The organism is Chitinophaga sp. W2I13 (genome assembly GCF_050434005.1).
GTDB lineage: Bacteria > Bacteroidota > Bacteroidia > Chitinophagales > Chitinophagaceae > Chitinophaga.
Map to the genome: position 1 here is coordinate 3,608,960 of NZ_JBNPWD010000001.1, position 24,287 is coordinate 3,633,246.

Here is a 24,287-nt window from a genome sequence, read left to right on the forward strand (position 1 = left end):
TTCTTACCAGGTATAACCGGAGAATTACACCGCCTTTACCAGGAAATAGCTTTTACCTTTCTGCAATAAAATATATTTATCTCTCAGCAATGAAGATGTGTTTACAATCATATCAATGCCGGGCACTTTTATCTTATTTACACTTACGCCCCCGCCCTGCACTGTTTTACGGGCTTCGCTTTTGCTGGGGAAAATGCCTGTTTCAGCAAGCAGGCTTACAATATCCTTACCGGCTTCCAGGTCGGCTCTTGGTACTTCGTATTGCGGAACACCATCCATCACTTCTATCAGATCGGATTCAGAAAGGGACACCAGTAATTCGGCAGTGTTTTTATTATACAGGATAGACGCCGCTTCTACCGCGAAATTATAGTTTTCTTCCCCGTGAATAAATACGGTTACTTCTTTAGCAAGACGTTTCTGTAACAACCGCTGTCCCGGATCTTTTCTGTGTTCTTCTATCAAAGCGTCTACTTCAGGTTGTTCCAGGAAAGTGAATATTTTGATATAGCTTTCTGCATCCACATCGGTTGTTCTGAGCCAGAACTGGTAGAATGCGTAGGGAGAAGTACGTTTAGGATCAAGCCATACGGTGCCTTGCTCGGTTTTACCGAATTTGGTGCCATCTGCTTTTTTGATCAGGGGACAGGTAAATGCAAAAGCTTCCCCCCGTGCCTTACGGCGGATCAATTCTGTACCGGTAACAATATTACCCCACTGATCTGAGCCTCCCATCTGCAATTTGCAGTTTTTGGCAGTATACAAATGATAGAAATCGTAACCCTGTATCAGCTGATAGGTAAATTCAGTGAATGACATCCCGTTGTCGCCTTCGATTCTTTTCTTAACGGAATCTTTGGCCATCATATAGTTAACGGTAATGTGCTTGCCGGTATCGCGAATAAAATCGAGAAAGGAAATATGTTGGAACCAGTCGAAGTTATTCACCATTTCAGCTGCATTGGGTTTGGCAGCATTGAAGTCGAGGAAGCGTTCCAGCTGGGCTTTGATACCGGCTACATTTTTCTGCAGGGTATCCAGGTCCAGCATTTTCCGTTCTTCCGCTTTAAAGGAGGGGTCGCCTACCATTCCGGTAGCGCCGCCCACCAGCGCCAGGGGCTTATGTCCTGCCTTTTGCAGATGCACCAGTAACAGGATGGGTACCAGGCTGCCGATGTGTAACGACTCTGCTGTAGGATCAAAACCAATATAAGCAGTGGTCATTTCTTTATTCAGTTGCTCTTCCGTGCCAGGCATCATATCCTGTAGCATACCCCGCCAGCGCAGCTCTTCTATCAGATTCATGATTTTAATAACAATTTTTGCAAACCTACATAAAATTCGCAGGATTCGCCCATTTTAAGGATTCCGGGCTGGTATAACAAATATCGGTGTAAATTTATAAAGAAGACCTGCTGTTTGCACCTGCCGCCGGTCTGAGATTTCTTACCCCCAAATAAAATATTATGAAAAAAGCACTCTTTCTTTTATTGGCGCTGATATTTACGGTACCGGCACTGTCGCAGGATTGCAAAGGATACTATTACCTGCTCAACAATGCGGAAATTGAGATGACCATCCTGGATGCGAAAGGCGTGGCCAGTGGCAAAACTATTTACAAAATCACGAACGTGCACAAAGATGAGACTGGAACGGTGTCTGATTTTACCAATACCTTTTATGACAAAAGTAATAAGGAGGTAACTTCCGGTACCGGGCATTTTAAATGCAGCGGAAACGGGGTAGCCATTGATATGAAGATGAGCGTTCCTGTAATGCCGCAGATGAAAGACATGAAGATGGAAGGCAAAACCAATGCTTCTTTCCTGGATTATCCATCCGGAATGCACGCCGGACAAGACTTACCGGGTGGCACCTTTGAAATGAACGGTAATGTGAAAGGCATGGAAATGGGGATCAGTTATGTAATCAGCAACCGGAAAGTATTGGGAAAAGAAAAAGTAACTACACCGGCAGGCAGCTGGGATTGTTTCAAAATAGCTTATGATATTAATTTCCAGATGAAAATGATGGGGCAGGGAATTCCGATGAAATTCAGTGCTATCGAATGGTTTGCCCCTGATTTCGGACCGGTGAAAACTTCTTCCAGTAAGGATGGGAAGGACATGGGAGGAACTATGATCACGGCGCTGAAGAAATAAAAATGCTTTAACGCGAAGGTTGTCTTTACCAGGATTACGCTGATTTTGCTGATTAGCTCTTTGTGATTTTGGAGGGATTTTTGAAGATTAATACACCGGTCAGATGCTAATTCCTGTCTTAAATACTGCTCACCCATTTTTACCAGTATGTAAGAACGCCGTTTCATTTATACGGTAGTGTTCGCATAAACGTCCTGTATCTTTTCCTCTGTAAAGCCCTGTGGTAAAAGGTCCTGGCATTAAGTCCACTTCACCTCCACGTCAGCTCCAGGTTATCTGCATGTATTAAGCATATGCTAAGTATCTGCTGGGTATCAATGCAGTATCCCCGAGTCAATCCTCGAGCAATCCCCGTCATATATCTCCCCAATCATTTTAAAATCCAAAAAAATAAAATCAGCGTAATCAACATAATCAGCGTAATCCTGAGAAAGACAACCTCCGCTCTGGTTATATATTTTTCAGGCATTGGGCCAAACTATCTCTCCAATAGGGAATAGTAATGCCAAAAGTGCTTTTAATTTTTTCCTTGTTTAATACGCTGTAGGCCGGGCGTTTAGCGGCCGTTTTATACTTGTCGGAAGTAACCGGGTATATGGCGGTTGTAGCGTTCGTCATTTCTTTAATGGTTACTGCAAAATCGAACCAACTGGTTACCCCTTCGTTGCTGTAATGATATACGCCGCCGATGGCTGCATCCGGATTGGCTGATTTATACTGTAAGATGTCCAGGATTGCTTTAGCCAGGTCGCCTGCGTAAGTAGGGGTGCCGGTTTGATCAAAAACAACATTCAGTTCCTGTTTTTCCTGCATCAGTTGTTTCATTCTTTTAACGAAGTTAACTGCGAATTCGGAGTAGAGCCAGGAAGTACGGAGTATAATGGTGTCGGGATTATAACCAGCAGCCGCCGCTTCCCCACGCACTTTAGAGGCGCCGTAAATGCTTTCAGGATCAGTATCGTCGTTTTCTGTGTAAGGTACATTCTGTTTTCCGCTGAATACATAGTCCGTGGAGATATGCAGCAGCTGGGCATTATATTGGGCGCATATTTCCGCCAGGCTCAGTACCGCCTGGAAATTCAGGAGGAATGCCTTGTCTTCATCTTCTTCAGCTTTATCTACTGCTGTATAGGCAGCGCAGTTAATACAGGCATCGATCTGTTGGGCAGCAAAATAAGCGGCCAGGGCATCCGCGTCCGTGATATCAAGGTCCTGGTAGTCGGTATATAACAGGTTGAATTGCGGATAATCGCCTGCTACTTTTTGCAGGGCTTGTCCTAGTTGTCCGTTTCCGCCGGTAACAAGAATATTCTTCATGGCAAATGATCAGCTGTTAAAAATAAAATTATGTTGAATATCTGCAAGCGTGGGCAGGATCAGGTCTTTGTCTGAAACTACCGCGTCATCCAGGTTGATACCCCAGTCGATGCCCAGGGCGGGGTCATTATAGATGATGCCGCCTTCACTGCCTTTATGGTAAAAGTTGTCGCATTTATACATTACTTCTGCCGTTTCACTGATCACTGCGTAACCATGCGCAAATCCTTTAGGCACCAGTAGTTGCAGTTTATTGCTGGCGCTTAACTCAATTGCAAAAGATTTACCGTAAGTGGGGGAGCCTTTGCGGATGTCTACCACCGCATCTATGATGCTTCCTTCCAGTACCCTTACCAGTTTTGTTTGTGCATAAGGCTCCAACTGGTAGTGCAGTCCACGGAGCACACCATAGGTAGAACGTGCCTGGTTGTCCTGTACGAATTTATACTCAATACCTTCTGCACTGAAGGTGTTGGCGTTATAGCTTTCGAAAAAGTAACCACGGTGATCGCCAAAAACTTTTGGCTCGTAAATTAACAGGTCAGGTATTCCGGTTTGTTGAAAAGGCATGTGTAATAACTAAAAGCTGTGAGCGGTTAGCTTATAAAAGCCAACCGCCGGCAGCTATCTTTTTTGATATTGTTCGTTATAATATTGCTGGTAGTTTCCGCTGGTAACATTGTTGAGCCAGGTTTCATTCTCCAGGTACCAGTCGACCGTCTTTTCCAGGCCTTCTTCAAATTGGAGAGAGGGTTCCCAGCCCAGTTCTTTATTGAGCTTGGTAGCGTCAATAGCATAGCGGAGATCATGCCCGGCCCTGTCCTTTACAAAAGTAATCAGCTGTGCAGAGGCGCCTTCCGGCCGCCCCAGCTTCTTATCCATGATTTTACACAATAATTGAATCAGGTCAATATTTTTCCATTCGTTGAATCCGCCTACATTATAGGTTTCTCCCACTTTCCCATGATGGAAAATAGTGTCAATTGCGCGGGCATGGTCATTTACGTATAACCAGTCGCGTATATTTTCCCCTTTTCCGTAAACGGGTACCGGTTTATTGTTTTTGATATTGTGAATAGCCAGCGGTATCAGCTTTTCAGGGAAATGATGAGAACCGTAGTTATTGGAACAATTGGATATAACAGCAGGTAAGTGATAAGTATGATAATAGGCCATTACAAAATGATCCGAACTTGCTTTTGAAGCGGAGTAAGGAGAACGCGGATCGTAGGCGGTAGTTTCAAGAAAAAAACCTTCCTGTCCCAGTGATCCATACACTTCGTCCGTGGATACATGATAGAAAAGTTTCCCGTTCATGTTATCTTTCCAGTGTTTCCGTGCATTGTTCAGCAATACTGCAGTACCTAACACATTTGTTTTGATAAACGCCAGCGGATCCATAATGGAGCGGTCTACATGACTTTCCGCAGCCAGGTGGATCACACCATCGAACTGATACCTGGTGAAAAGGTCATCAACAAAAGATTCTTCCGTGATATCACCTTTCTCAAAAATGTAATTCGGTTTATCTTTTACATCTGTCAGGTTTTCCAGATTACCGGCGTAGGTAAGAGCATCAAGATTTACGATCTGGTAGTCGGGATATTTATTGACAAATAGCCTTACCACATGTGAACCGATGAATCCCGCACCACCGGTAATTAATAGTTTTCGCTTCATTCCGGAGAAAAGTTTATTTTAATAAGGCTTCTTTAAAATATTCATATGTGATCCTTAATCCTTCCTGTCTGCCTACTTTTGGTTCCCAACCTAACAGTGTACGTGCTTTGGTAATATCGGGCTGACGTTGTTTCGGATCGTCTTTTGGTAACGGATGGTAAACAATCTTTTGTTTTGAACCTGTTAATGCAATGATCTCTTCAGCAAACTGGTTCAATGTGATTTCCTGTGGATTGCCGATGTTAACAGGCAGGTGGTAGTCGCTTAATAATAAACGATAGATACCTTCCACGAGGTCATCTACATAACAAAAGGAACGGGTCTGGCTGCCGTCGCCAAATACGGTGAGATCCTGACCATTCAGCGCCTGGCTCATGAATGCGGGCAGTGCACGGCCGTCATTGAGTCGCATACGCGGACCGTAAGTGTTGAAGATACGGATGATACGGGTGTCTACACCATGGAAATTATGATAAGCCATGGTAATAGACTCCAGGAATCTTTTGGCTTCATCATATACTCCCCTGGGACCTACGGGATTTACATTACCCCAGTATTCTTCCGGTTGCGGATGTACGTTTGGATCACCATATACTTCAGAAGTGGAAGCTACGAGGATACGTGCTTTTTTTTCCTTTGCCAGTCCCAGCAGGTTATGCGTTCCCAATGATCCTACTTTCAGCGTCTGGATAGGCATCTTGAGGTAATCAATGGGGCTGGCGGGGGAAGCAAAGTTCAGTATATAATCCAGTTTTCCCGGAACATGCACAAACTTGGTAACATCGTGGTGATAGTATTCAAATTCCGGTAACGGAAAAAGATGTTCTATATTTTTGATATTGCCGGTAAGGAGGTTGTCCATGCCAATTACATGAAAACCCTCTTTTATAAAACGATCACAAAGGTGGGAGCCAAGAAATCCAGCTGCACCGGCAATAAGTATTTTTTTCTTTTCCATGTTGTTGTTATAAGTAATTACAATGTTGCTGGTATACGTCCTACACTTTCGTAATGGTAACCGAGTTCTTTCATGCGGGAGACTTCGAAAAGATTTCTGCCGTCAAAAATAGCCTGATTTTTAAGACTGGCCGAAATTTTATGGAAGTCAGGAGTCCTGAATACACTCCATTCTGTAGCAATAATCAGCGCATCTGCGTTTTCCAGGCAAGTGTATTGATGTTCGGCGTAGATGATTTTATCTCCCACTACCTGTTTTACATTTGCCATAGCTTCCGGATCAAAAACACTTACAGTGGCGCCTTCTGCCAGCAATGCTTCAATAATGTACAATGCCGGTGCTTCCCTGATGTCATCTGTATTTGGTTTGAAGGCAAGTCCCCAGAGCGCAAAATGCTTGCCCTTCAGATCGTTTTTAAAGAAACTTTTTATTTTCGGAAGAAGAAACAGCTTCTGATTTTCATTTACATCCATTACGGCATTCAGTATCTTAAATTCGTACTGTGCATCCTGTGATGACTTTACCAATGCCTGTACATCCTTGGGGAAACAGCTGCCGCCGTATCCGATACCCGGGAAAAGGAAGCGTTTACCGATACGGTCATCACTACCAATACCCTTGCGCACCATATCTACATCAGCGCCGAGTCTTTCACATAATACCGCAATTTCATTCATGAAGGAAATCTTTGTGGCCAGGAAGGAATTGGCAGCATACTTGGTGAGTTCTGCCGATTTTTCATCCATGAAAAGAATAGGATTTCCTTGTCTCACAAAAGGAGCATACAATTCTCCCATTACTTTGCGTGCCCTTTCAGACATAGTGCCAATCACCACCCTGTCTGGTTTCATGAAGTCGTCTACTGCCACCCCCTCACGTAAAAATTCCGGGTTGGAAACTACATCAAATGGGGTTTTACAATTTTTCGCGATGGCAGCGATTACTTTTTCTGCGGTACCCACAGGTACGGTGCTTTTGTCTACGATAACTTTGTAGTCAGTCATGATTTTACCCAGGTGCTCTGCTACATTCAGCACAAAGGAAAGATCTGCAGCTCCGTCTGCTCCCGGAGGGGTAGGCAATGCAAGGAAAATTACTTCAGCATCTTTAATGCCCTCTTCCAAACTAGTGGTAAAGAACAAACGTTCCTCTTTGAGGTTGCGCTCAAATAATTTTTCCAGGCCAGGTTCATAAATAGTAATTTGACCTGACGAAAGCTTTTTTACTTTGTTGGCATCAATGTCTACACAAGTGACATCATTTCCTGTTTCGGCAAAACAAGTCCCGGTTACAAGACCTACATAACCAGTTCCTACTACTGTAATTTTCATGCGGGGTGATTATTTTAAAAATGATTTAACGGATTGGATAATGTGCTCCAATTGATCGGGATCCATTTCAGTGTGTATTGGCAAGGAAATCACCTTTGTGGTGAGACTATCGGTTACGGGAAGATCAAAGGCCGCGCCACCAAAATGCTCGAACATTTTCTGGCGGTGGGCAGGAACAGGATAATATATCATTGCAGGTACCTCTTTTTCTGCCAGGTATTTCTGCAGCTCATTTCTGTCAGCGCCATTTAACTGCAGTGTATACTGATGAAATACATGGTAGCTGTACGGAGCGCGATAAGGTGTTGTTATTTGTGGCATATCTGCAAATGCAGCATCATATGCATCTGCCACCTTACGGCGTGCAGTAATATATTGATCCAGTAATGGCAGTTTAATACGCAATACGGCTGCCTGTACAGAATCGAGACGGGAGTTGCAGCCTACGACATCATGATAATAGCGGGCAGATTGGCCATGATTGGCGACCATGCGAATCTTCGCCGCCAGTTCATCATCATTTGTAAAAATGGCGCCACCATCTCCATAACAACCCAGATTTTTTGAAGGGAAGAAAGAAGTGCAGCCAATATGACCAATAGCACCGGCTTTTTTCTTTGTGCCGTCGCTAAAAGTATAATCGGCGCCAATAGCCTGGGCATTATCTTCAATCACGTACAGTTTATGTTTTGCCGCCAGCGCCATCAACGGTTCCATATCCGTTACATGACCGTATAAATGTACCGGCACGATGGCTTTGGTTCTGGGGGTAATTGCTTTTTCTATGGCAGCTACATCCACGCAGTAGGTTTGAGGATCTACATCCACAAAAACGGGTTTCAGTTGTAACAGGGCGATTACCTCCGCGGTGGCTATAAAGGTGAATGAGGGAGTTATTACCTCATCGCCTGGTTCCAGTCCGAGCGCCATCATGGCAATTTGAAGCGCGTCTGTACCATTTGCACAGGGAATCACATGCTTTACGTCCAGGTATGACTGCAATTCAGTGCTAAACTTCTGAACCGCGCCACCATTAATAAAAGCGGAACTATCCAGCACTTCGCCGATGGCTGCATCTACCTGTGATTTAATCTTCGTATACTGGCGTTTCAAGTCTACCATCTGAATAGGAACCATATGATCGTATATTTTTATTTTGTTTAAAGTGTGCAAATTTACAAATTTTGGGATTGGCTGGGGATTATCTTTGCATTCAGCTGAAAATTAAGTAAAAGTACGCAGGCGAATGATAGCAACAGGAATTTATAATGCAGGGCTTCAATTGTATAAAGCGGGAGTTCACCTGGCCGCATTGGCAGGCAAAACCAAAGCCCGGCGCTGGCTGGAAGGCCGGCAGAACTGGCAATCGCGTATGCGGAAGGACGGAATCGGCTCTCGTCCGGTAGTATGGATCCATGCTGCCTCCCTGGGGGAATTTGAGCAGGGGAGGCCGGTGCTGGAGGCAATCCGCGCTGCCTGGCCCTCATATGAAATTTTGTTAACATTTTTTTCGCCTTCGGGGTATGAGGTCCGGAAAGACTATAAAGGCGCGGACCATGTTTATTACCTGCCCCTGGATACCCGCAGCAACGCCCGGGATTTTATAGATATTGTTCAGCCCGCCCTGGCTATCTTCATAAAATATGAATTCTGGTATCATTACCTGACTACACTCCATCAAAGGAATATCCCGACCCTGCTGGTATCTGGCATTTTCCGGCCCGATCAGGTATTTTTTAAGGGATATGGCAACATGTTCCGCGGCCTCCTGCGCCACCTGACACATATTTTTGTACAGAATGAGGCATCCCTTCAATTACTTCGCGGAATAGGGTTGCAAAATAGCAGCATCAGCGGGGACACACGGTTCGACCGGGTGGCCGCCCTGCTCAATGAATACAGGGAATTGCCTGAAATTTCCGTTTTTGCCGGCGAAAAGCGATTAGTCGTAGCCGGTAGTACCTGGCCATCCGATGAAAAAATCCTGGGCGACTGGTGGAAAGAAAAGGAAGAAACAGACGTAAAGCTGGTCCTTGCACCCCATGAAATTGATGATCACCATATCCAGTCGATACAGGCTTTGTTTTCCGGATGCGCAGCGCTTCTCTGAACTAAAGCAAGGAAATAACAGGCAGGGGGATGTATTGATCATAGATAATATCGGCATGCTCACTACGCTCTATCGTTATGCTGCTATCACTTATGTAGGAGGGGGCTTTGGCAAGGACGGCATACATAATATACTGGAGCCGGCCGTTTACAGCAAGCCGGTGATCATAGGACCGGAATTCGGGAAATACTTCGAAGCAGTGGAGCTGGTGGCCGCGGGTGGCGCATTGGTAGTACATAATTACAGAAACCTCCACACCTGTATGGAGATGCTCCTGGCCGACAAGGTAGCCTGTGCTGAAGTAGCCGCCATCGCTGGAAATTATGTAGCCGCCAATACCGGAGCTACCCAAAAGGTGTTAGATTATATTCAGGAGAAACGCTTTTTGAGCAACGAATAGAAGTGCTGCACCAGGTGATGGTCGTCTTCCCATCCCTGTATAATTTTTATTTCACGCTGGATCCAGTAATCCGCTTCCTGGAGATTACTACATTCATTGATGGTTTTGATAGAACGTTCGTACAGGTCGCGGTCGCCCCGGAACAGCTCCTGAATGAACTGGTATTTTTCATTGATACCAATGGCCTGCCGCAGATCATTAATAGGCATCTCACCAAGTTTCTGCGCTACTTCTACCTGTTGTTGCCGCAAACGGTCGTTTAGTGAAGTACCGTTGCTGCCGGCAAGTTCGTTGAGATCTTTTCGGAGTTCGCCGTTGTTGGCCACCGGCGGCGTGTTTTTTACAGGTTGTATATCGTCGAACAGGGTAGCAGCCTGCGCGGGTTTTGTTTTTTCAACAGGAGATTGATTAATTGCCAGCGTGGGAATGGGTTGGGCAGTGACAACCGGTTCCGGTTTGGGTGGTACCAGGTCGGCCGCCGGAGGCACAGCCGCTATCGGCGTTTCCATTGGCGTGGCTTTAGGCATTTCCACAGGTTTGGTAGCTGAAGGTTCTTCTGTCCTGGAGGCGCGGCCATTAATATCTTCAGTAAGTATTACCGTATTACGGGTAGGCGTATCATTTAGCCTGGCTGCGCGGGTATTGATATCTTCAGGCTCAGCGGTGGCAATTGGCGCTTCCGCCGGTTTATTTGAAGGTAATGTTGTAGTTTGCGGCGCAGTTGCTGCCGGCGCCGGTACCGTTATCGGTTGTTGCGCAGGCATGATCACCGCGATATTTCCCTGTGTAGATTGCACCTGTTGCTGATGCAGCTTGTTACGCGCATGCAACACCTCTGCCTGGAGCAATTGCGCGTAGTACGAAATTGCAGAAAGCTCAGCCCCGGAATTTTTTAATTCCTGTAGTTTTTCAATTAATGCATTAATTTTTTCCATGCCTTAATTGTTAACGGGTTAGTGATAGAATTATTTTATTTTCATAAAATTAGAATATTTTAATTAATTAATAATCAAATTAGTATAATATGTTTATTGAACCTTCTCTTGCAGGAGGGCGGAGGGGCTGGATCGAGGTAATTTGCGGCTCTATGTTTTCGGGGAAAACCGAAGAACTGATCCGCCGGCTCAAACGGGTACGTATCGCCAATTTAAAGGTAGAAATATTCGGGCCTGCCATAGACACCCGGTTTGATGAAAGAAGCCTTACGTCGCATGACGACAATAAAATTATTTCCACACCAATAGAAAATTCCCAGCAAATCCTGTTGCTGGCCCAGGAAGTAGATGTGGTAGGTATTGATGAAGCGCAGTTTTTTGATGATGAGTTACCCAATGTATGTGATCAGCTGGCGCTTCGTGGGGTGCGTGTAATCGTTGCCGGACTGGATATGGATTTCACAGGCAAGCCATTTGGTCAGATGCCCTTCCTGCTGGCAAAAGCAGATTATATTACCAAGTTGCACGCCATCTGTGTGAAGTGCGGTCATATTGCCAATTACTCTTACCGTAAATCGGCATCAAAAGAAACATTGTTGCTGGGAGAGAAGGATCTGTATGAACCGAGATGCAGGCATTGCTATTACGAAAATGTATGATAAAGTAAAAAGGAAGGTCAGCGACCTTCCTTTTTACTTTATGCCTGTTGTTTCACTTTAAAGGTAAATTTCTTCTGGGTCAGATAGCTGAAAGTTACTACCAGCACAGTGGTACAGATCTTACCTACGGTGGCATACAAGTGCAGGTGGTCCACAAATATCTTCATTAATAAATAGTTCAGTACAATACAGATGCCTACCAGCATGAAGTAACGGAGCAATTGTACGCGTCCGCGTAAATTGGATTCAGAGAACACTACATATTTGCTGAGCAGGAAACCGGTAGGAAAGGTAACCGCCATTGACATAAAGAGGGCAGCGATATGCGCGCTCATGCTAACCGGCCCCAGGTGAACCATTTGCTGGTGCAGTATAAAATTATAACATACATAATACAGGCATATATCCAATACGGTATTGCCCCCGCCACATGCTAAGTAGCGGAAGGTTTGCCAGGGCATCACCTTCGAAAAGGGCTGGTAAAAGAACTGAAGGATCTGTAATATGATGTTACGTAACATAATTAAAATTGGCGCAAAGTTATGCGTTTTCGGGTTTTCAGGAAACACTTTAACGAAAGTTAACAACTGTTTTGGCTTATCTTAACATATTCCTTTTTTTCCAGGCCGATTCACGTGGATGATTGCTGATAGCCGCTTCCTGTAAATTTATATTGTTTTGCTGCCATACGTATGCAGCCAGGATTGCCGCCAGTTTATTGAGGTCTGCTTCGTCTGTAAGCAGCGACTGTGGCGTAAAATATTTATTGATAAAGTTGGTGTCAAAATCTCCTTCAATGAAGGCAGGCTGCTGCAGTGCCCATTTACCGAAAGGCAGGGTGGTTTTGATCCCTTTTACCTGGTATTCTTCAATGGCGCGGATCAGGCGAAGCCGGGCTTCTTCCCGGTTGCTGCCCCAGGCGATGAGCTTGGCAATCATCGGATCGTAGTAAATGGGAATATCCATGCCTTGTTCATATCCGTCATCTACCCGCACGCCATAACCCTGCGGACGGATATAGGTTTCCAGCTTACCGGTGTCCGGCAGAAAGTTATTGCCCGGATCTTCAGCGCAGATACGCAGTTCAATGGCATGGCCGTTTATTTTCAGGCTTTCCTGGGTGAAAGATAATTTTTCTCCCCGGGCCACCTTAATCTGTTCTTTTACGAGGTCGAGACCGGTGATCAGTTCCGTAACCGGATGCTCCACCTGCAGGCGGGTATTCATTTCCAGGAAGTAGAAGTTCAACTGGTCATCTACCAGGAATTCCACGGTGCCGGCGCCATAATAGTTGCAGGCTTTGGCCACATCTACGGCACACTGGCCCATAGCGGCGCGGATGGCCGGTGTGAGGCAGGACGACGGCGCCTCTTCAATCAGCTTCTGGTGGCGTCTTTGAATAGAACACTCCCTTTCAAATAAATATACACAGTTACCGTGGCGGTCGCCCAATACCTGTATTTCTATATGCCGTGGCGAACCCACATACTTTTCTATAAATACGGCGTCGTCACCAAAGGCGCTGAGGGCTTCGCTTTTAGCCATCCTGATCTGCTCATCCAGTTCTTCCGGGGCATTAACCACCCTCATTCCTTTACCACCACCACCGGCGGAAGCTTTGATCAGGATAGGAAAGCCTGTTTTCTTTACCACTTCCCTGGCCTCCTCCACACTGCGTAAAGGCGTTTCTGTGCCCGGAACCATGGGGACGCCGAATTTCTGCGCCGCCTGTTTGGCAGCCAGCTTACTGCCCATTACCTCAATGGAAGCGGCAGACGGACCAATGAAAGTAATACCGGCATCCGTTACCTGTTGTGCAAAACGGGCATTTTCACTTAAAAAACCATATCCCGGGTGAATGCCATCCGCTCCTTTTTCTTTAGCCACGGCAATTATTTTTTCGCCCAGCAGGTAAGATTGATTGGAAGGTGCGGGACCAATGCAAACGGCTTCATCTGCATATTGTACAAAGGGCATGGATCGATCCGCTTCGGAATATACCGCCACTGTTTTTATACCCATTTCATGTGCAGAACGCATAATGCGTAATGCAATCTCTCCCCGATTGGCAACCAGAATTTTCTTCATCAGCAGTTTGCTTTTAACAAGGCCCCTTTGCTATGGGGATGTCATTTTTTAATGAGGGGCTAAATATACTTAAAAATGGGTAACGGCTGAAAGCTAATTGTGAATAACTATCTTTGCGCCTGATCATGAAAAAAAGCAATCCCATACATCAGACATTTACCCTCGTGAAAAAGGATCTTACGCTGGAATTACGCCAGCAGTATGCTTTTTATGGGGTACTGCTCTATATTGTGTCTACTGTTTTTGTCATCAACCTGATGATGGGACGACCGGACGACAAAGTATGGAATGCCCTTTTCTGGGTGATACAGCTGTTTGTGGCAGTAAATGCCGTCGCTAAAAGTTTTATGCAGGAAAGCAGGGGACGGCTCCTGTATTTCTATTCCCTGGTGAATCCGCGCTGTTTTATTGCGGCCAAGCTGATCTACAATATGATCTTAATGACCCTCATGAGCATTATTGCTTTGGTTTGCAGCATTGCGTTCCTGGGCAATCCCATTATCAACCCCATTTATTTTGTGGGCATGGTACTCCTGGGCGGTACCAGTATCTCCCTGCTATTTACCATGCTGGCGGCTATTGCCGCCCAGGCCAATCACAATGCAGCACTGATGGCCGTGATGGGTTTCCCCCTGATTATGCCGGTGTTGATGCTGCTGGCCAACATCTCTTTATCTGCCTTTGTAACCGTATATCAGCCGGAACTGCCTAAAATGTTCCTGTTGCTCGGGGGAATGGATATACTGGTTATTGCCCTGACAATGATCCTTTTCCCATTTTTGTGGAAAGACTGATATTAGAAATATCAAACAAAAAGCTCACTTCTGTAAAGGATATTTAACGGGGAATTACTGCCGTTGGATAAACTTAAAATCCCCGAAAATCTTTGTGATTAGGTTTAAAACGTGTAGGTTTGCCCCCGAATATAGCTATTAAAAAATGGCCAGACATTGGTGGAAAGCATTAGCGATACTGCTTCTTTTATATGTAATTATCGCCGGGTTCACTGTTAAAATACCTATAATAGGAACCAACGGACAATCATCCCGCGGATTGTTCTTTCACGTACCGATGTGGATATGTATGTATACCATGTACACCATATCTATTATCAACTCGCTGCTTTATCTGTCGAAATACGATTTAAAGAAAGATGTGATTGCCTCCAGCGCTGCAGGAGTGGGTACTTTCTTCGGCGTATTGGGCTTCGCAACAGGTACGCTCTGGGCTACCTATACCTGGGGCGGCACGCTTACAGACGATCCCAAACAGATGTGCACCGCCATCGCCATTCTTATCTATATGGCTTACCTGGTGCTGCGCATGAGCATACACGACCTCGACAAACGGGCACGGATATCCGCAGTTTTCAACATTTTTGCGTTTGCATTGCTGATACCCTTAACTTATATCATTCCCCGCATGGTGGACTCCCTGCATCCGGGAAGCGCTACCACACCAGGCTTTGCGTCAAAAGATACCGATGGCTCCATGAAACTGGTGTTGTATCCCGCCTTTATTGGCTGGACCCTGCTGAGTGTGTGGATATTCACACTGGTAGTACGTTACAGGAAATTACAGCTTAAAAATATTTTTAAATGATCAATAGAGCGTTTTCATTTTGCCTGACCCTGGCCTTGCTATTCATTTCGGTACTGGCAAATGCACAACAGCAGAATACAGAGAAAGGAGCGGTCAACGAATTCTTCCGCAGCAACGATAAAATTTATGTCATTGTTGGTGTTTTAGTGATCATCTTCCTGGGAATCGTGTTATTTCTTATCAATCTGGACAGAAAGATCGGTAAGCTGGAAGAAAAAGATAAAAATCAGTAACCCGAAAATTTAAAATCTAATCGTTATACCAAAACAATAATTTATGTCGCAAGATCAGCATTATAGCTTCTTCCAGAGTGTGGAGAAAAGCTTCGACAAAGCAGCTGCATTCACTAAATGGGACAAAGGTATCCTGGAGCAGATCAAGGCCTGCAACGCCGTTTACCAGATTAAATTCCCGGTGAGAATAGGCGATTCTGTACAGGTGATTGAAGCTTACCGCGTACAACATTCACATCATAAACTTCCCTGCAAAGGTGGTATCCGCTTCAGCGATGAAGTAAACCAGGACGAAGTAATGGCCCTGGCATCCCTGATGACCTACAAATGCGCCATTGTGAACGTGCCGTTTGGTGGTGCCAAAGGTGGTTTGAAAATCAACCCCCGCAACTATACGCCCTTTCAGCTGGAAGCGATTACCCGTCGTTATACCGCGGAACTGGTAAAGAAAAACTTTATCGGACCAGGTACAGATGTTCCTGCTCCTGATTACGGTACCGGCGAAAGGGAAATGAGCTGGATCCTGGATACTTACATGAGCCTGCGCCCGGGAGAAATTGACGGCTACGGTTGCGTTACCGGTAAACCTGTATCACAGGGCGGTGTGCGCGGTCGTACAGAAGCAACCGGTTTAGGTGTGTTCTACGGTTTACGCGAACTGTGTAACATCAAGGAAGACATGGACCGCCTTGGTCTTACCACCGGCATCGAAGGAAAAAGAGTGATTGTACAGGGAATGGGTAACGTGGGGTACCACGCTGCTAAATACTTCCATGAAGCAGGCGCCAAAGTAATCTGCCTGATCGAGTGGGATGGCGCCATCTATAACGAACAGGGTATGAATCCTGATGAAGTACTGATGCACAAAAAAGCCACCGGTTCTATCGTAAACTTCGCCGGCGCTACCAACCTCAATAAAAATACAGATGGCCTGGAACTGGATTGTGAAATCCTGATCCCTGCTGCCCTGGAAAATGTAATTGATAAACACAACGCTCCCAACGTTAAAGCAAAGATCATCGGTGAAGCTGCCAATGGTCCTTTAACACCGGAAGCGGATGAAATCCTGAATAAGAAAGGCGTGATCGTGGTGCCGGATATGTTCCTGAACGCCGGCGGTGTAACCGTTTCTTATTTCGAATGGCTGAAAAACCTCAGCCACGTGCGTTACGGCCGTTTGGGCAAACGCTTCGATGAAAATATGAACATTCATATCCTGCAAACCATCGAAGAGCTGACCGGCAAAACTGTTTCTGATAAAGAAAGAAAGTTCATTGCCCATGGTGCGGATGAAGTAGACCTGGTATATTCCGGCCTGGAAGAAACCATGCACGCTGCACTCCACGAAGTACGCGACGTAATGATGGCAAACCCGCAGATCCATGATATGCGTACAGCCGCTTACGTAGTAGCCATTAACAAAGTAGGTGCGGCTTACGAGCAACTGGGCATTTTCCCTTGATGAGCGCGGAGCGCGCCTTTGGCGCGGAAATTGTCTTGGAGCGCTGATTACGCTGATTTTACTGATTAGCTTGATTTTTACATTTAGGATTTTTTTTGATAAATATTTTGGGGAGATAAAAGCGAATATATCCGCTTATATCTCCCCAAATCTTTTAAAATCCAAAATGATCAAATCAAGCTAATCAGTAAAATCAGCGTAATCAGCGCTCCAAGACAATTTCCGCGCCGAAGGCGCGCTAAGCAAACCCCGGTAACTCGCGCAGGAACCGCCATTTATTTTCGGCCGCCACGTAATTGCCGCAGAAGGTGTTCAGGCCGTTGGTGATCACCAGGTAGGTGGCGGGAATTACCATGTTATAGCGGATCACCTGCTGCATGGTGTGCTCGGTGAGCGGTACATTCATTTCTTTGCATTCCACCAGCATCCAGGGTTGTGTTGCACGGTTGTAGATCACGATGTCGAATCGCTTCTTCATCTCTCCCAGAAAAATTTCCTTTTCAATACCTATCAGGGATGCCGGGTAATTCAGCACTTTCACCAGGTAGTTCAGGAAATTTTGCCGTACCCACTCTTCCGGTGTGAGTACCACATATTTTTTACGGAAGCGGTCAAAGATGAGTTCTTTGCTGCCTTCTTTCATAATTTTGAAATCGGGTGGAGGGAAGCTGATCGCGATCAAGATATAACTGATTTAATACCGTTGCGAAGATAGTTACATTAGGATAATATTGGGGTTAGCGAACAAAACCTTATATTTGCTTGTCAAAAAGCTATGAAGACAAAAGACGAAATTGTAGCTAACTGGCTGCCCCGCTACACGGGTGAGAAACTGGATCAATTTGGCTCCCACATCCTCCTCACCAACTTCAGTAATTATGTAACAATGTTTGCCGAATGGAACAACGTGGAAATCGTTGGCGTTGGCCGGCCTATGCAATGCGCTACGGCAGGTGATATTACCATTATCAACTTTGGTATGGGAAGCCCGGGTGCTGCTACCGTAATGGACCTGTTATCTGCCATCTCCCCGAAAGCAGTATTATTCCTCGGAAAATGCGGCGGATTAAAAAAGAAGAATAACATCGGCGACCTGATACTGCCTATCGCCGCTATCCGCGGGGAAGGTACCAGCAACGATTATTTCCCCCCGGAAGTACCCGCACTGCCTGCATTTGCTTTGCAAAAAGCCATTTCCACCACGATCCGTGATTCCGGTTACGATTACTGGACAGGCACCTGCTATACCACCAACAGACGTGTATGGGAGCATGATGCCGCATTTAAACAATACCTGGAAAAGATAAGAGCAATGGCAGTGGATATGGAAACAGCCACCATCTTTTCTGTTGGTTTCTTTAACAAGATCCCTACCGGTGCTTTATTGCTGGTATCTGATCAGCCGATGGTGCCGGAAGGCGTAAAAACGGAAGAAAGCGACAAAAAGGTGACCACTAAATTTGTGGAACGCCATCTTAAAGTAGGCATCGACTCCTTACAGAAGCTGATTGAAAGTCACCAGACCGTGAAGCACCTGCGTTTTTAGAATTGTTGTATCTTCCGGGTATGCTTTCCACGCGGGTAGAGATACAGGACCTGGAGGTAACATTCAGGTCCGGACAAACAACAACAACAGCTGTTAATCAGATTTCCCTTTCCATAGGAAAGGGTGAAATTGTAGGCGTAGTAGGAGAATCCGGTTCCGGAAAATCCGTTACTGCCCTTTCGCTCATGCGACTCATTGATATGCCTGGTACCATCTCCGGTGGAAAGATCCTTTACCAGGCTGCGGATGAAACAGCAGTAAACCTGCTGCAGTTGCCCGATGCTACCATGCGTAGCTACCGCGGCAACGAAATTGCCATGATTTTTCAGGAACCCATGACGGCGCTGAATCCGCTGCATACCTGCGGAGAGCAGGTGGCGGAAGCTATCCGGTTGCATACCGGCATAAGCCGCAAGGCCGCCCGCGAGGAAGTGATCGCCCTCTTCCAAAAGGTAAAACTCCCTGATCCTGCAGCGATTACGGACCGTTATCCCCATGAAATTTCCGGCGGACAAAAACAACGGGTTATGATTGCGATGGCCATCTCCTGCCATCCCCGCCTGCTCATCGCCGATGAGCCCACTACAGCGCTGGATGTTACCGTGCAAAAAGCTATACTGGAACTACTCCGGGAACTGCAACAGCAGATGGAGATGAGCGTTATTTTTATTACCCATGATTTAGGCGTAGTAGCTGAAATAGCGGAAAGGGTAGTGGTGATGTATAAAGGGAATATTGTGGAAGAAGGAACTGTGAAAGAGGTGTTCCTGCATCCGCAACACCCGTATACAAAGGGACTGCTGGCTTGCCGGCCCCCGCTGGATAAACGTTTGGTGAGATTGCCCGTGATCCGGGATTTTATGGAGACGGACTCACGGGGACAGATACACGAAAAAGCAGGCGCCATCCGGGATGTGATGCAGTCGCTGGTAATCCCCGACGCAGCGCTGCGGCAGCGGGAGCAACAGCTGGCAGCCGCGCCACCTCTGCTCGAGGTGCATCAGCTGAAAACGTGGTTTCCCGTGAAAAGAAGTATCACGGGTAAAGTACTGCAATGGGCCAAAGCCGTGGACGATGTGAGCTTCCGGGTAATCACCGGTGAAACGCTTGGGTTAGTAGGCGAGTCTGGTTGTGGTAAAACCACTTTGGGCCGGTCGCTGCTAAGACTTGCAGAACCAACCGCCGGAAGTATTATTTATAAAGGACAGGAGATACGAAGTTTGTCGGCCACCGGGATGCGTGCGCTGCGGAAGGATATGCAATTGATTTTCCAGGACCCATACGCATCGTTGAATCCCCGGAAAACCATTGGGGCTGCTATCCTGGAGCCTATGAAAGTGCATGGTTTGTATGGCACGGAGCGGCAGCAGAAAGCAAAAGCGGAGGAATTACTGGAGAAGGTGAATCTGCTGCCTGAGCATTTTAACCGTTATCCGCATGAGTTTTCCGGCGGGCAACGGCAACGGATTGTGATAGCGCGTGCCCTGGCGGTGGAACCCTCTTTTATCATCTGTGATGAATCGGTAGCAGCGCTGGATGTAAGTGTGCAGGCGCAGGTGCTGAACCTGCTGATCCGTTTACGGGAAGAGCTGGGCTTTACGTGTATTTTTATTTCACACGATCTTTCCGTGGTAAGGTTTATCAGCGACCGGATGATGGTGATGCAGAAAGGAAAGATTGTGGAACAGGGAGCAGCCGACAGGGTGTATAACCATCCGGAAAACCCGTATACTCAACAACTGATAGCAGCCATTCCTAAAGGAATATAATATATAATTATCTGATTATTATACATTATATATCATTTTTTGATGATGTAGATAATAATTGATAACTTTGCACCTCTAAAATTTATTCATACCGTAATATGAAACTATCACAGTTCAAATTCGATCTTCCTTTAAATCTGATCGCCCAGCACCCTACCAAGACAAGAGATGAATCACGTTTAATGGTGGTACATCGTAATACCGGCAAAATTGAGCACAAAGTATTCAAGGATATCCTCGGTTATTTCAACGACAAGGATGTAATGATTGTGAACAATACGAAGGTATTTCCGGCAAGGTTATATGGCCGTAAAGAAAAAACAGGAGCAAAAATTGAAGTATTCCTGCTGCGTGAGCTGAACAAGCAAAACCGTCTGTGGGATGTAATTGTTGACCCGGCGCGTAAAATCCGTGTAGGCAACAAGTTGTATTTTGGCGACGACGAGACGTTGGTAGCAGAGGTAATTGATAACACTACTTCAAGAGGCCGTACCATCCGTTTTTTATTCGAAGGTAATGATGAAGAGTTCAAACAGGTGCTTGATCAGCTGGGAGAAACGCCATTGCCTAAGTATATCAAACGCAAACCGGAAGACGAAGATAAAGAGCGTTATCAGACCGTGTATGCCAAGTACGAAGGCGCTGTAGCTGCACCTACTGCAGGTTTGCACTTCAGTCGTGAGTTGATCAAACGTTTGGAAATTAAAGGTGTTAAGTTTGCAGAAGTAACGCTGCACACAGGTTTAGGTACTTTCCGCCCTATTGAAGTGGAAGACCTGAGCAAACACAAAATGGATGCGGAGTATTTTCATATTGAAGAACACGCAGTGAAAGTGGTAAACAAAGCGAAAGAAGAAAACCGCAAGATCTGCGCTATTGGTACTACCTCTGTACGTGCCGTAGAATCTTCCGTAACTGCGCAAAACCATCTGAAAGCAGCAGAAGGATGGACGAATACGTTCATCCATCCACCATATGATTTTGCCATTCCAAATTCATTGGTAACGAACTTCCACCTGCCTAAAACCAGCCTGCTCATCATGACCTGCGCTTTTGCAGGATATGACCTGGTCATGGAGGCTTACCAGCAGGCGATTAAAGAGAAATACCGTTTCTTCAGCTATGGCGATGCCATGCTGATCGTTTAATTACAAAGCACTTTTCGGGGATTTTCTTATTCAGCCAACTGGATGAGAAAATCCCCGATCTTTTTTTATGGAATATAAAAAAGTAGCTATCATAGTTGCCGGCGGGTCCGGTACCCGGATGCAGAGTGCTGTTCCCAAACAGTTCCTGGAACTGTCCGGTAAACCTGTATTGTACCACACTATTGCCGCTTTTGCGGCCGCCTTTCCGGATATGGAAATTGTGCTGGTGCTTCCTGAAGCTCATTTTACTTTCGCCAACCACATCCTGCAGGCTTTTGATAAACTGCCGGATATCACCATTATAAAAGGAGGAAATACCCGCTTTCATTCTGTACAGAATGGATTGCAGCAGGTAAAACACCCGTCGGTGGTATTTGTACACGATGGGGTGCGCCCGCTGGTATCCACTACGTTGATCCGTGCCTGTTATGAAGCCGCACTTATCCATGGTAGCGCTATCCCGGTGATTGATATGAAAGACAGTATCCGGGAGATATCAGGCGGCAGCAATGCTGCTGTGGACCGCGATCGTTTCAGGATTATCCAGACGCCGCAAACATTTCTTTCGGAGTTGATCCTGCCTGCCTTTGAACTGCCCTATGATCCGTTGTTTACGGATGAAGCCACCGTAGTGGAACGGCTGGGGTATCCTGTGCATCTGCTGCCGGGAGAAGAGTCCAATATTAAAATTACGAAACCGCTTGATCTTGCTATTGCAGAAGTGTTGCTGAAAGAGCGCAGCTAAAGTGCCTGTTATAGGAGATAACGTTACCTGCCGGTAAAGCCTGCTGCTTTTGCAGTATTGGCAAAAACGACGAATGCAGTAACCCGGCGATTGGTAAGCGTATCACTGCTGGCATAATTACCTGCGCCGGGTTACCAGCATAACTATTTAGCGGAGGCCGTTTCAGACAGGCCTTTATTTATTTTTGCGAGGATCTGGTGGGCTACATCCATTGCCTGCAGGCCGTCGATCGCATTTACGGCAACCGGTTTATTTTGCAGGATGCTGTCGCGGAACATTTCCAGTTCCATACGGATGGCATTGGATTGTTTTATTTCCGGGTTATCGATGGCGATTGTTTTTCTACCGCTGTTGGTTTCAATATCCAGGGTAAACAAGCCTTCGTCTTCCGGTGTTTTGAGTTTGATGATCTCTGTTTTTTTATCGAGGAAATCGATGCCGATGTAAGCATCTTTCTGGAAGAGGCGCATTTTGCGCATCTTTTTCAGGGAGATACGGCTGGAAGTGAGATTGGCTACGCAGCCATTATGGAATTCGATGCGTACGTTGGCGATATCCGGGGTGTCGCTCATAACAGCAACTCCGCTGGCGGAGATGCGGCTCACGGTAGATTTCACGATGCTCAGCACGATGTCGATGTCGTGGATCATCAGGTCGAGGATAACGCTTACGTCTGTACCGCGGGGATTGAATTCTGCGAGGCGGTGTACTTCAATGAACATGGGTTTGAGATCATATCCCCGGAGTGCGAGGTAAGCGGGATTGAATCTTTCCACGTGGCCTACCTGGAATTTTATATTCGCTTCTTCCACCAGTTTAACCAGTGTTTTGGCTTCGTCCATGGTGTTGGTCATGGGTTTTTCCACGAATATGTGTTTGCCGTTGCGGATGGCCAGTTCGCATAATTTGAAGTGCAGGGTGGTTGGCGCCACAATATCAATGGCGTCTACCGACTGTATCAGTTCTTCCGCGGTTGTATACCGCTGAATATTATATTGCTCGGAGATGCTGGCTGCATTTGCATTGTTGGGATCATAGAAGCCTACCACTTCTACGTCTTTCATAGTGGCCAGTTGAGAGAGGTGTATCTTACCTAAATGTCCTACGCCGAAGAGTCCTATTTTGAGCATATGGAAAATGAATAAATATGTGCGAAAGTAAAACACATTTCGGGATTTATATCATCCCTTCTTCCGCGAGGCTGTAATACCCGGTTTCGGATACAATGATATGATCCATTACCTGGATATCGAAGAGCATTCCCATATCTTTTATGCGGCTGGTAATCCGGAGATCGGCCTGGCTGGGGCGGAGGCTGCCGGAAGGATGGTTATGGCAGAGTAATAACTTGGTGGCGCCTGTATCCAGTGCTTCCCGGAAAATAATGCGGGGATCCACGACAGTGCTGGTGATGCCGCCGGTACTGAGGTGGCGGTAATGAAGCACTTTGTTCGCGTGGCTGAGGAACAGGACATGGAAGGTTTCATAGGGCTGGTCTGCAAGCATGGGCTTGAAAAACATGGCTGCATCCGATCCGTTGTTGATCACTGTTTTTTTATGGATGGTGCCGGCTTGCCGCCTGCGGGCCAGCTCCATAGCGGCCAGTATGGTAACAGCCTTGGCATAACCCACTCCCCGGATTTTTTGCAGCTTTTTTACGTTTATTTTTCCCAGTTCGGAGAGGTTGTTATTGGCCAGGCGGAGGATTTCCTTTGCCAGCTCAAGGGCGGATTTACTTTTATGCCCTGTATGCAACAGGATTGCCAGTAACTCTGCATCGCTTAGCGCAGTGGGGCCTATATTGATCAGTTTTTCTCTTGGCTTTTCATTATCCGGCCATTTATGAATAGCCAGGTGGGGAGCCGGGTTAACATCAACAAACATGACTTATTCCATTTATCCAAATATACGAACCTATCATGACACACCTGTTCTTCCAACCACATTTTTCTTTTCCTTTTACCAGTGGATCGTTATAAAATCGTTATATTCGGTACCGATCGTTATAGGAATTTTTCGGGACCTATTATCTCTTAAAACGTTATGATAATGTGATAATTATAGCTGGTTTTTAACAGCTATATAATTTGTATTTCAAAAAAAATCAGGCGGGTACTCCCAAAAAATCCTAGTTTTGCAACC

25 protein-coding genes are annotated in these 24,287 nt (G+C 46.0%); 12 read left to right on the forward strand and 13 right to left on the reverse strand.

The annotated features are described in order from the left end of the window. Positions 1-24: 24 nt before the first annotated feature. Positions 25-1,305 (reverse strand): tyrosine--tRNA ligase, encoded by a 1,281-nt coding sequence (gene tyrS, locus QFZ48_RS14875; RefSeq protein WP_429062843.1) that lies wholly within the window; start codon positions 1,303-1,305, stop codon positions 25-27. A gap of 161 nt (positions 1,306-1,466) precedes the next feature. Between tyrS and QFZ48_RS14880 the strand changes: the two genes are divergently transcribed. Then, positions 1,467-2,162 (forward strand): hypothetical protein, encoded by a 696-nt coding sequence (locus QFZ48_RS14880; protein ID WP_429051394.1) that lies wholly within the window; start codon positions 1,467-1,469, stop codon positions 2,160-2,162. 450 nt (positions 2,163-2,612) lie between these two features. Here the strand turns inward: QFZ48_RS14880 and rfbD are convergent, their stop codons facing one another. Genes rfbD through QFZ48_RS14910 form a run of 6 tightly spaced genes read right to left on the reverse strand, consistent with a single transcriptional unit; the run spans position 2,613 to position 8,585 of the window. Beyond that, complete coding sequence (gene rfbD, locus QFZ48_RS14885) at positions 2,613-3,479, reverse strand: dTDP-4-dehydrorhamnose reductase (RefSeq protein WP_429051393.1); 867 nt, start codon at positions 3,477-3,479, stop codon at positions 2,613-2,615. A 9-nt stretch (positions 3,480-3,488) separates the two neighbouring features. Beyond that, positions 3,489-4,049, reverse strand: coding sequence for a dTDP-4-dehydrorhamnose 3,5-epimerase (gene rfbC / locus QFZ48_RS14890; RefSeq protein ID WP_429051391.1), 561 nt, complete (start codon positions 4,047-4,049; stop codon positions 3,489-3,491). A 54-nt stretch (positions 4,050-4,103) separates the two neighbouring features. Beyond that, entirely contained in the window at positions 4,104-5,159 is a 1,056-nt protein-coding gene (rfbB, locus tag QFZ48_RS14895; protein ID WP_429051388.1) for a dTDP-glucose 4,6-dehydratase, read from the reverse strand. Between the two features lie 13 nt (positions 5,160-5,172). Then, the gene (locus tag QFZ48_RS14900; protein WP_370912548.1) at positions 5,173-6,117 is read right to left on the reverse strand and encodes a UDP-glucuronic acid decarboxylase family protein; all 945 of its coding nucleotides are present in this window, start codon (positions 6,115-6,117) and stop codon (positions 5,173-5,175) included. Positions 6,118-6,134: 17 nt separating this feature from the next. Then, complete coding sequence (locus QFZ48_RS14905) at positions 6,135-7,448, reverse strand: UDP-glucose dehydrogenase family protein (protein ID WP_429051384.1); 1,314 nt, start codon at positions 7,446-7,448, stop codon at positions 6,135-6,137. 9 nt (positions 7,449-7,457) lie between these two features. After that, positions 7,458-8,585 carry a DegT/DnrJ/EryC1/StrS family aminotransferase gene (locus tag QFZ48_RS14910; RefSeq protein WP_429051381.1) on the reverse strand — a complete coding sequence of 376 codons (1,128 nt, stop codon included), beginning with the start codon at positions 8,583-8,585 and terminating at the stop codon, positions 7,458-7,460. Positions 8,586-8,694: 109 nt separating this feature from the next. Here QFZ48_RS14910 and QFZ48_RS14915 point away from each other — a divergent pair, with 109 nt between their 5' ends. Further along, positions 8,695-9,558: a 3-deoxy-D-manno-octulosonic acid transferase gene (locus QFZ48_RS14915; RefSeq protein ID WP_429062845.1), complete on the forward strand. Its 864-nt coding sequence runs from the start codon at positions 8,695-8,697 to the stop codon at positions 9,556-9,558. Between the two features lie 34 nt (positions 9,559-9,592). Continuing rightward, positions 9,593-9,958: a 3-deoxy-D-manno-octulosonic acid transferase gene (locus tag QFZ48_RS14920; protein WP_429062846.1), complete on the forward strand. Its 366-nt coding sequence runs from the start codon at positions 9,593-9,595 to the stop codon at positions 9,956-9,958. Here QFZ48_RS14920 and QFZ48_RS14925 read toward each other — a convergent pair. Further along, positions 9,928-10,893, reverse strand: coding sequence for a hypothetical protein (locus QFZ48_RS14925; protein ID WP_429062848.1), 966 nt, complete (start codon positions 10,891-10,893; stop codon positions 9,928-9,930). The two genes, QFZ48_RS14920 and QFZ48_RS14925, sit on opposite strands and share 31 nt — an antisense overlap. 89 nt (positions 10,894-10,982) lie before the next feature. On the opposite strand from QFZ48_RS14925, the gene QFZ48_RS14930 reads away from it, so the two are divergent. Continuing rightward, positions 10,983-11,552 carry a thymidine kinase gene (locus tag QFZ48_RS14930; RefSeq protein ID WP_370912543.1) on the forward strand — a complete coding sequence of 190 codons (570 nt, stop codon included), beginning with the start codon at positions 10,983-10,985 and terminating at the stop codon, positions 11,550-11,552. A gap of 38 nt (positions 11,553-11,590) precedes the next feature. Here the strand turns inward: QFZ48_RS14930 and QFZ48_RS14935 are convergent, their stop codons facing one another. After that, complete coding sequence (locus tag QFZ48_RS14935; protein WP_429051374.1) at positions 11,591-12,073, reverse strand: GtrA family protein; 483 nt, start codon at positions 12,071-12,073, stop codon at positions 11,591-11,593. Between the two features lie 76 nt (positions 12,074-12,149). Continuing rightward, a complete protein-coding gene (accC, locus tag QFZ48_RS14940; protein WP_429051371.1) occupies positions 12,150-13,640 on the reverse strand; it encodes an acetyl-CoA carboxylase biotin carboxylase subunit in 1,491 nt (496 codons plus the stop codon). A 125-nt stretch (positions 13,641-13,765) separates the two neighbouring features. Here accC and QFZ48_RS14945 point away from each other — a divergent pair, with 125 nt between their 5' ends. From QFZ48_RS14945 to QFZ48_RS14960, 4 genes are all read left to right on the forward strand, one after another. After that, on the forward strand, positions 13,766-14,434 hold the full coding sequence (locus tag QFZ48_RS14945; protein ID WP_429062850.1) for a heme exporter protein CcmB: 669 nt from the start codon (positions 13,766-13,768) through the stop codon (positions 14,432-14,434). 145 nt (positions 14,435-14,579) lie between these two features. Continuing rightward, positions 14,580-15,242, forward strand: a complete 663-nt coding sequence (gene ccsA, locus QFZ48_RS14950; RefSeq protein ID WP_370912539.1) for a cytochrome c biogenesis protein CcsA — start codon at positions 14,580-14,582, stop codon at positions 15,240-15,242. Further along, a complete protein-coding gene (locus tag QFZ48_RS14955; protein ID WP_370912538.1) occupies positions 15,239-15,475 on the forward strand; it encodes a CcmD family protein in 237 nt (78 codons plus the stop codon). Before ccsA ends, QFZ48_RS14955 begins: the two co-directional genes overlap by 4 nt. 43 nt (positions 15,476-15,518) lie before the next feature. Then, positions 15,519-16,937: a Glu/Leu/Phe/Val family dehydrogenase gene (locus QFZ48_RS14960; protein ID WP_079470855.1), complete on the forward strand. Its 1,419-nt coding sequence runs from the start codon at positions 15,519-15,521 to the stop codon at positions 16,935-16,937. A 238-nt stretch (positions 16,938-17,175) separates the two neighbouring features. On the opposite strand, the gene QFZ48_RS14965 is transcribed toward QFZ48_RS14960, so the two are convergent. After that, entirely contained in the window at positions 17,176-17,619 is a 444-nt protein-coding gene (locus QFZ48_RS14965; RefSeq protein WP_370912537.1) for a type I restriction enzyme HsdR N-terminal domain-containing protein, read from the reverse strand. Between the two features lie 93 nt (positions 17,620-17,712). On the opposite strand from QFZ48_RS14965, the gene QFZ48_RS14970 reads away from it, so the two are divergent. From QFZ48_RS14970 to QFZ48_RS14985, 4 genes are all read left to right on the forward strand, one after another. After that, complete coding sequence (locus tag QFZ48_RS14970) at positions 17,713-18,483, forward strand: AMP nucleosidase (RefSeq protein WP_370912536.1); 771 nt, start codon at positions 17,713-17,715, stop codon at positions 18,481-18,483. Between the two features lie 20 nt (positions 18,484-18,503). Then, positions 18,504-20,252: an ABC transporter ATP-binding protein gene (locus QFZ48_RS14975; RefSeq protein WP_429062852.1), complete on the forward strand. Its 1,749-nt coding sequence runs from the start codon at positions 18,504-18,506 to the stop codon at positions 20,250-20,252. Between the two features lie 98 nt (positions 20,253-20,350). Continuing rightward, the gene (gene queA / locus QFZ48_RS14980; protein ID WP_370912534.1) at positions 20,351-21,400 is read left to right on the forward strand and encodes a tRNA preQ1(34) S-adenosylmethionine ribosyltransferase-isomerase QueA; all 1,050 of its coding nucleotides are present in this window, start codon (positions 20,351-20,353) and stop codon (positions 21,398-21,400) included. Positions 21,401-21,467: 67 nt separating this feature from the next. After that, the gene (locus QFZ48_RS14985; protein WP_429062854.1) at positions 21,468-22,145 is read left to right on the forward strand and encodes a 2-C-methyl-D-erythritol 4-phosphate cytidylyltransferase; all 678 of its coding nucleotides are present in this window, start codon (positions 21,468-21,470) and stop codon (positions 22,143-22,145) included. Positions 22,146-22,288: 143 nt separating this feature from the next. On the opposite strand, the gene QFZ48_RS14990 is transcribed toward QFZ48_RS14985, so the two are convergent. Together QFZ48_RS14990 and radC are read right to left on the reverse strand one after the other, a co-directional pair. Next, positions 22,289-23,275, reverse strand: a complete 987-nt coding sequence (locus tag QFZ48_RS14990; protein ID WP_429051360.1) for a Gfo/Idh/MocA family protein — start codon at positions 23,273-23,275, stop codon at positions 22,289-22,291. 46 nt (positions 23,276-23,321) lie between these two features. Beyond that, positions 23,322-24,029, reverse strand: coding sequence for a RadC family protein (gene radC / locus QFZ48_RS14995; RefSeq protein WP_429051358.1), 708 nt, complete (start codon positions 24,027-24,029; stop codon positions 23,322-23,324). Positions 24,030-24,287 lie beyond the last annotated feature (258 nt).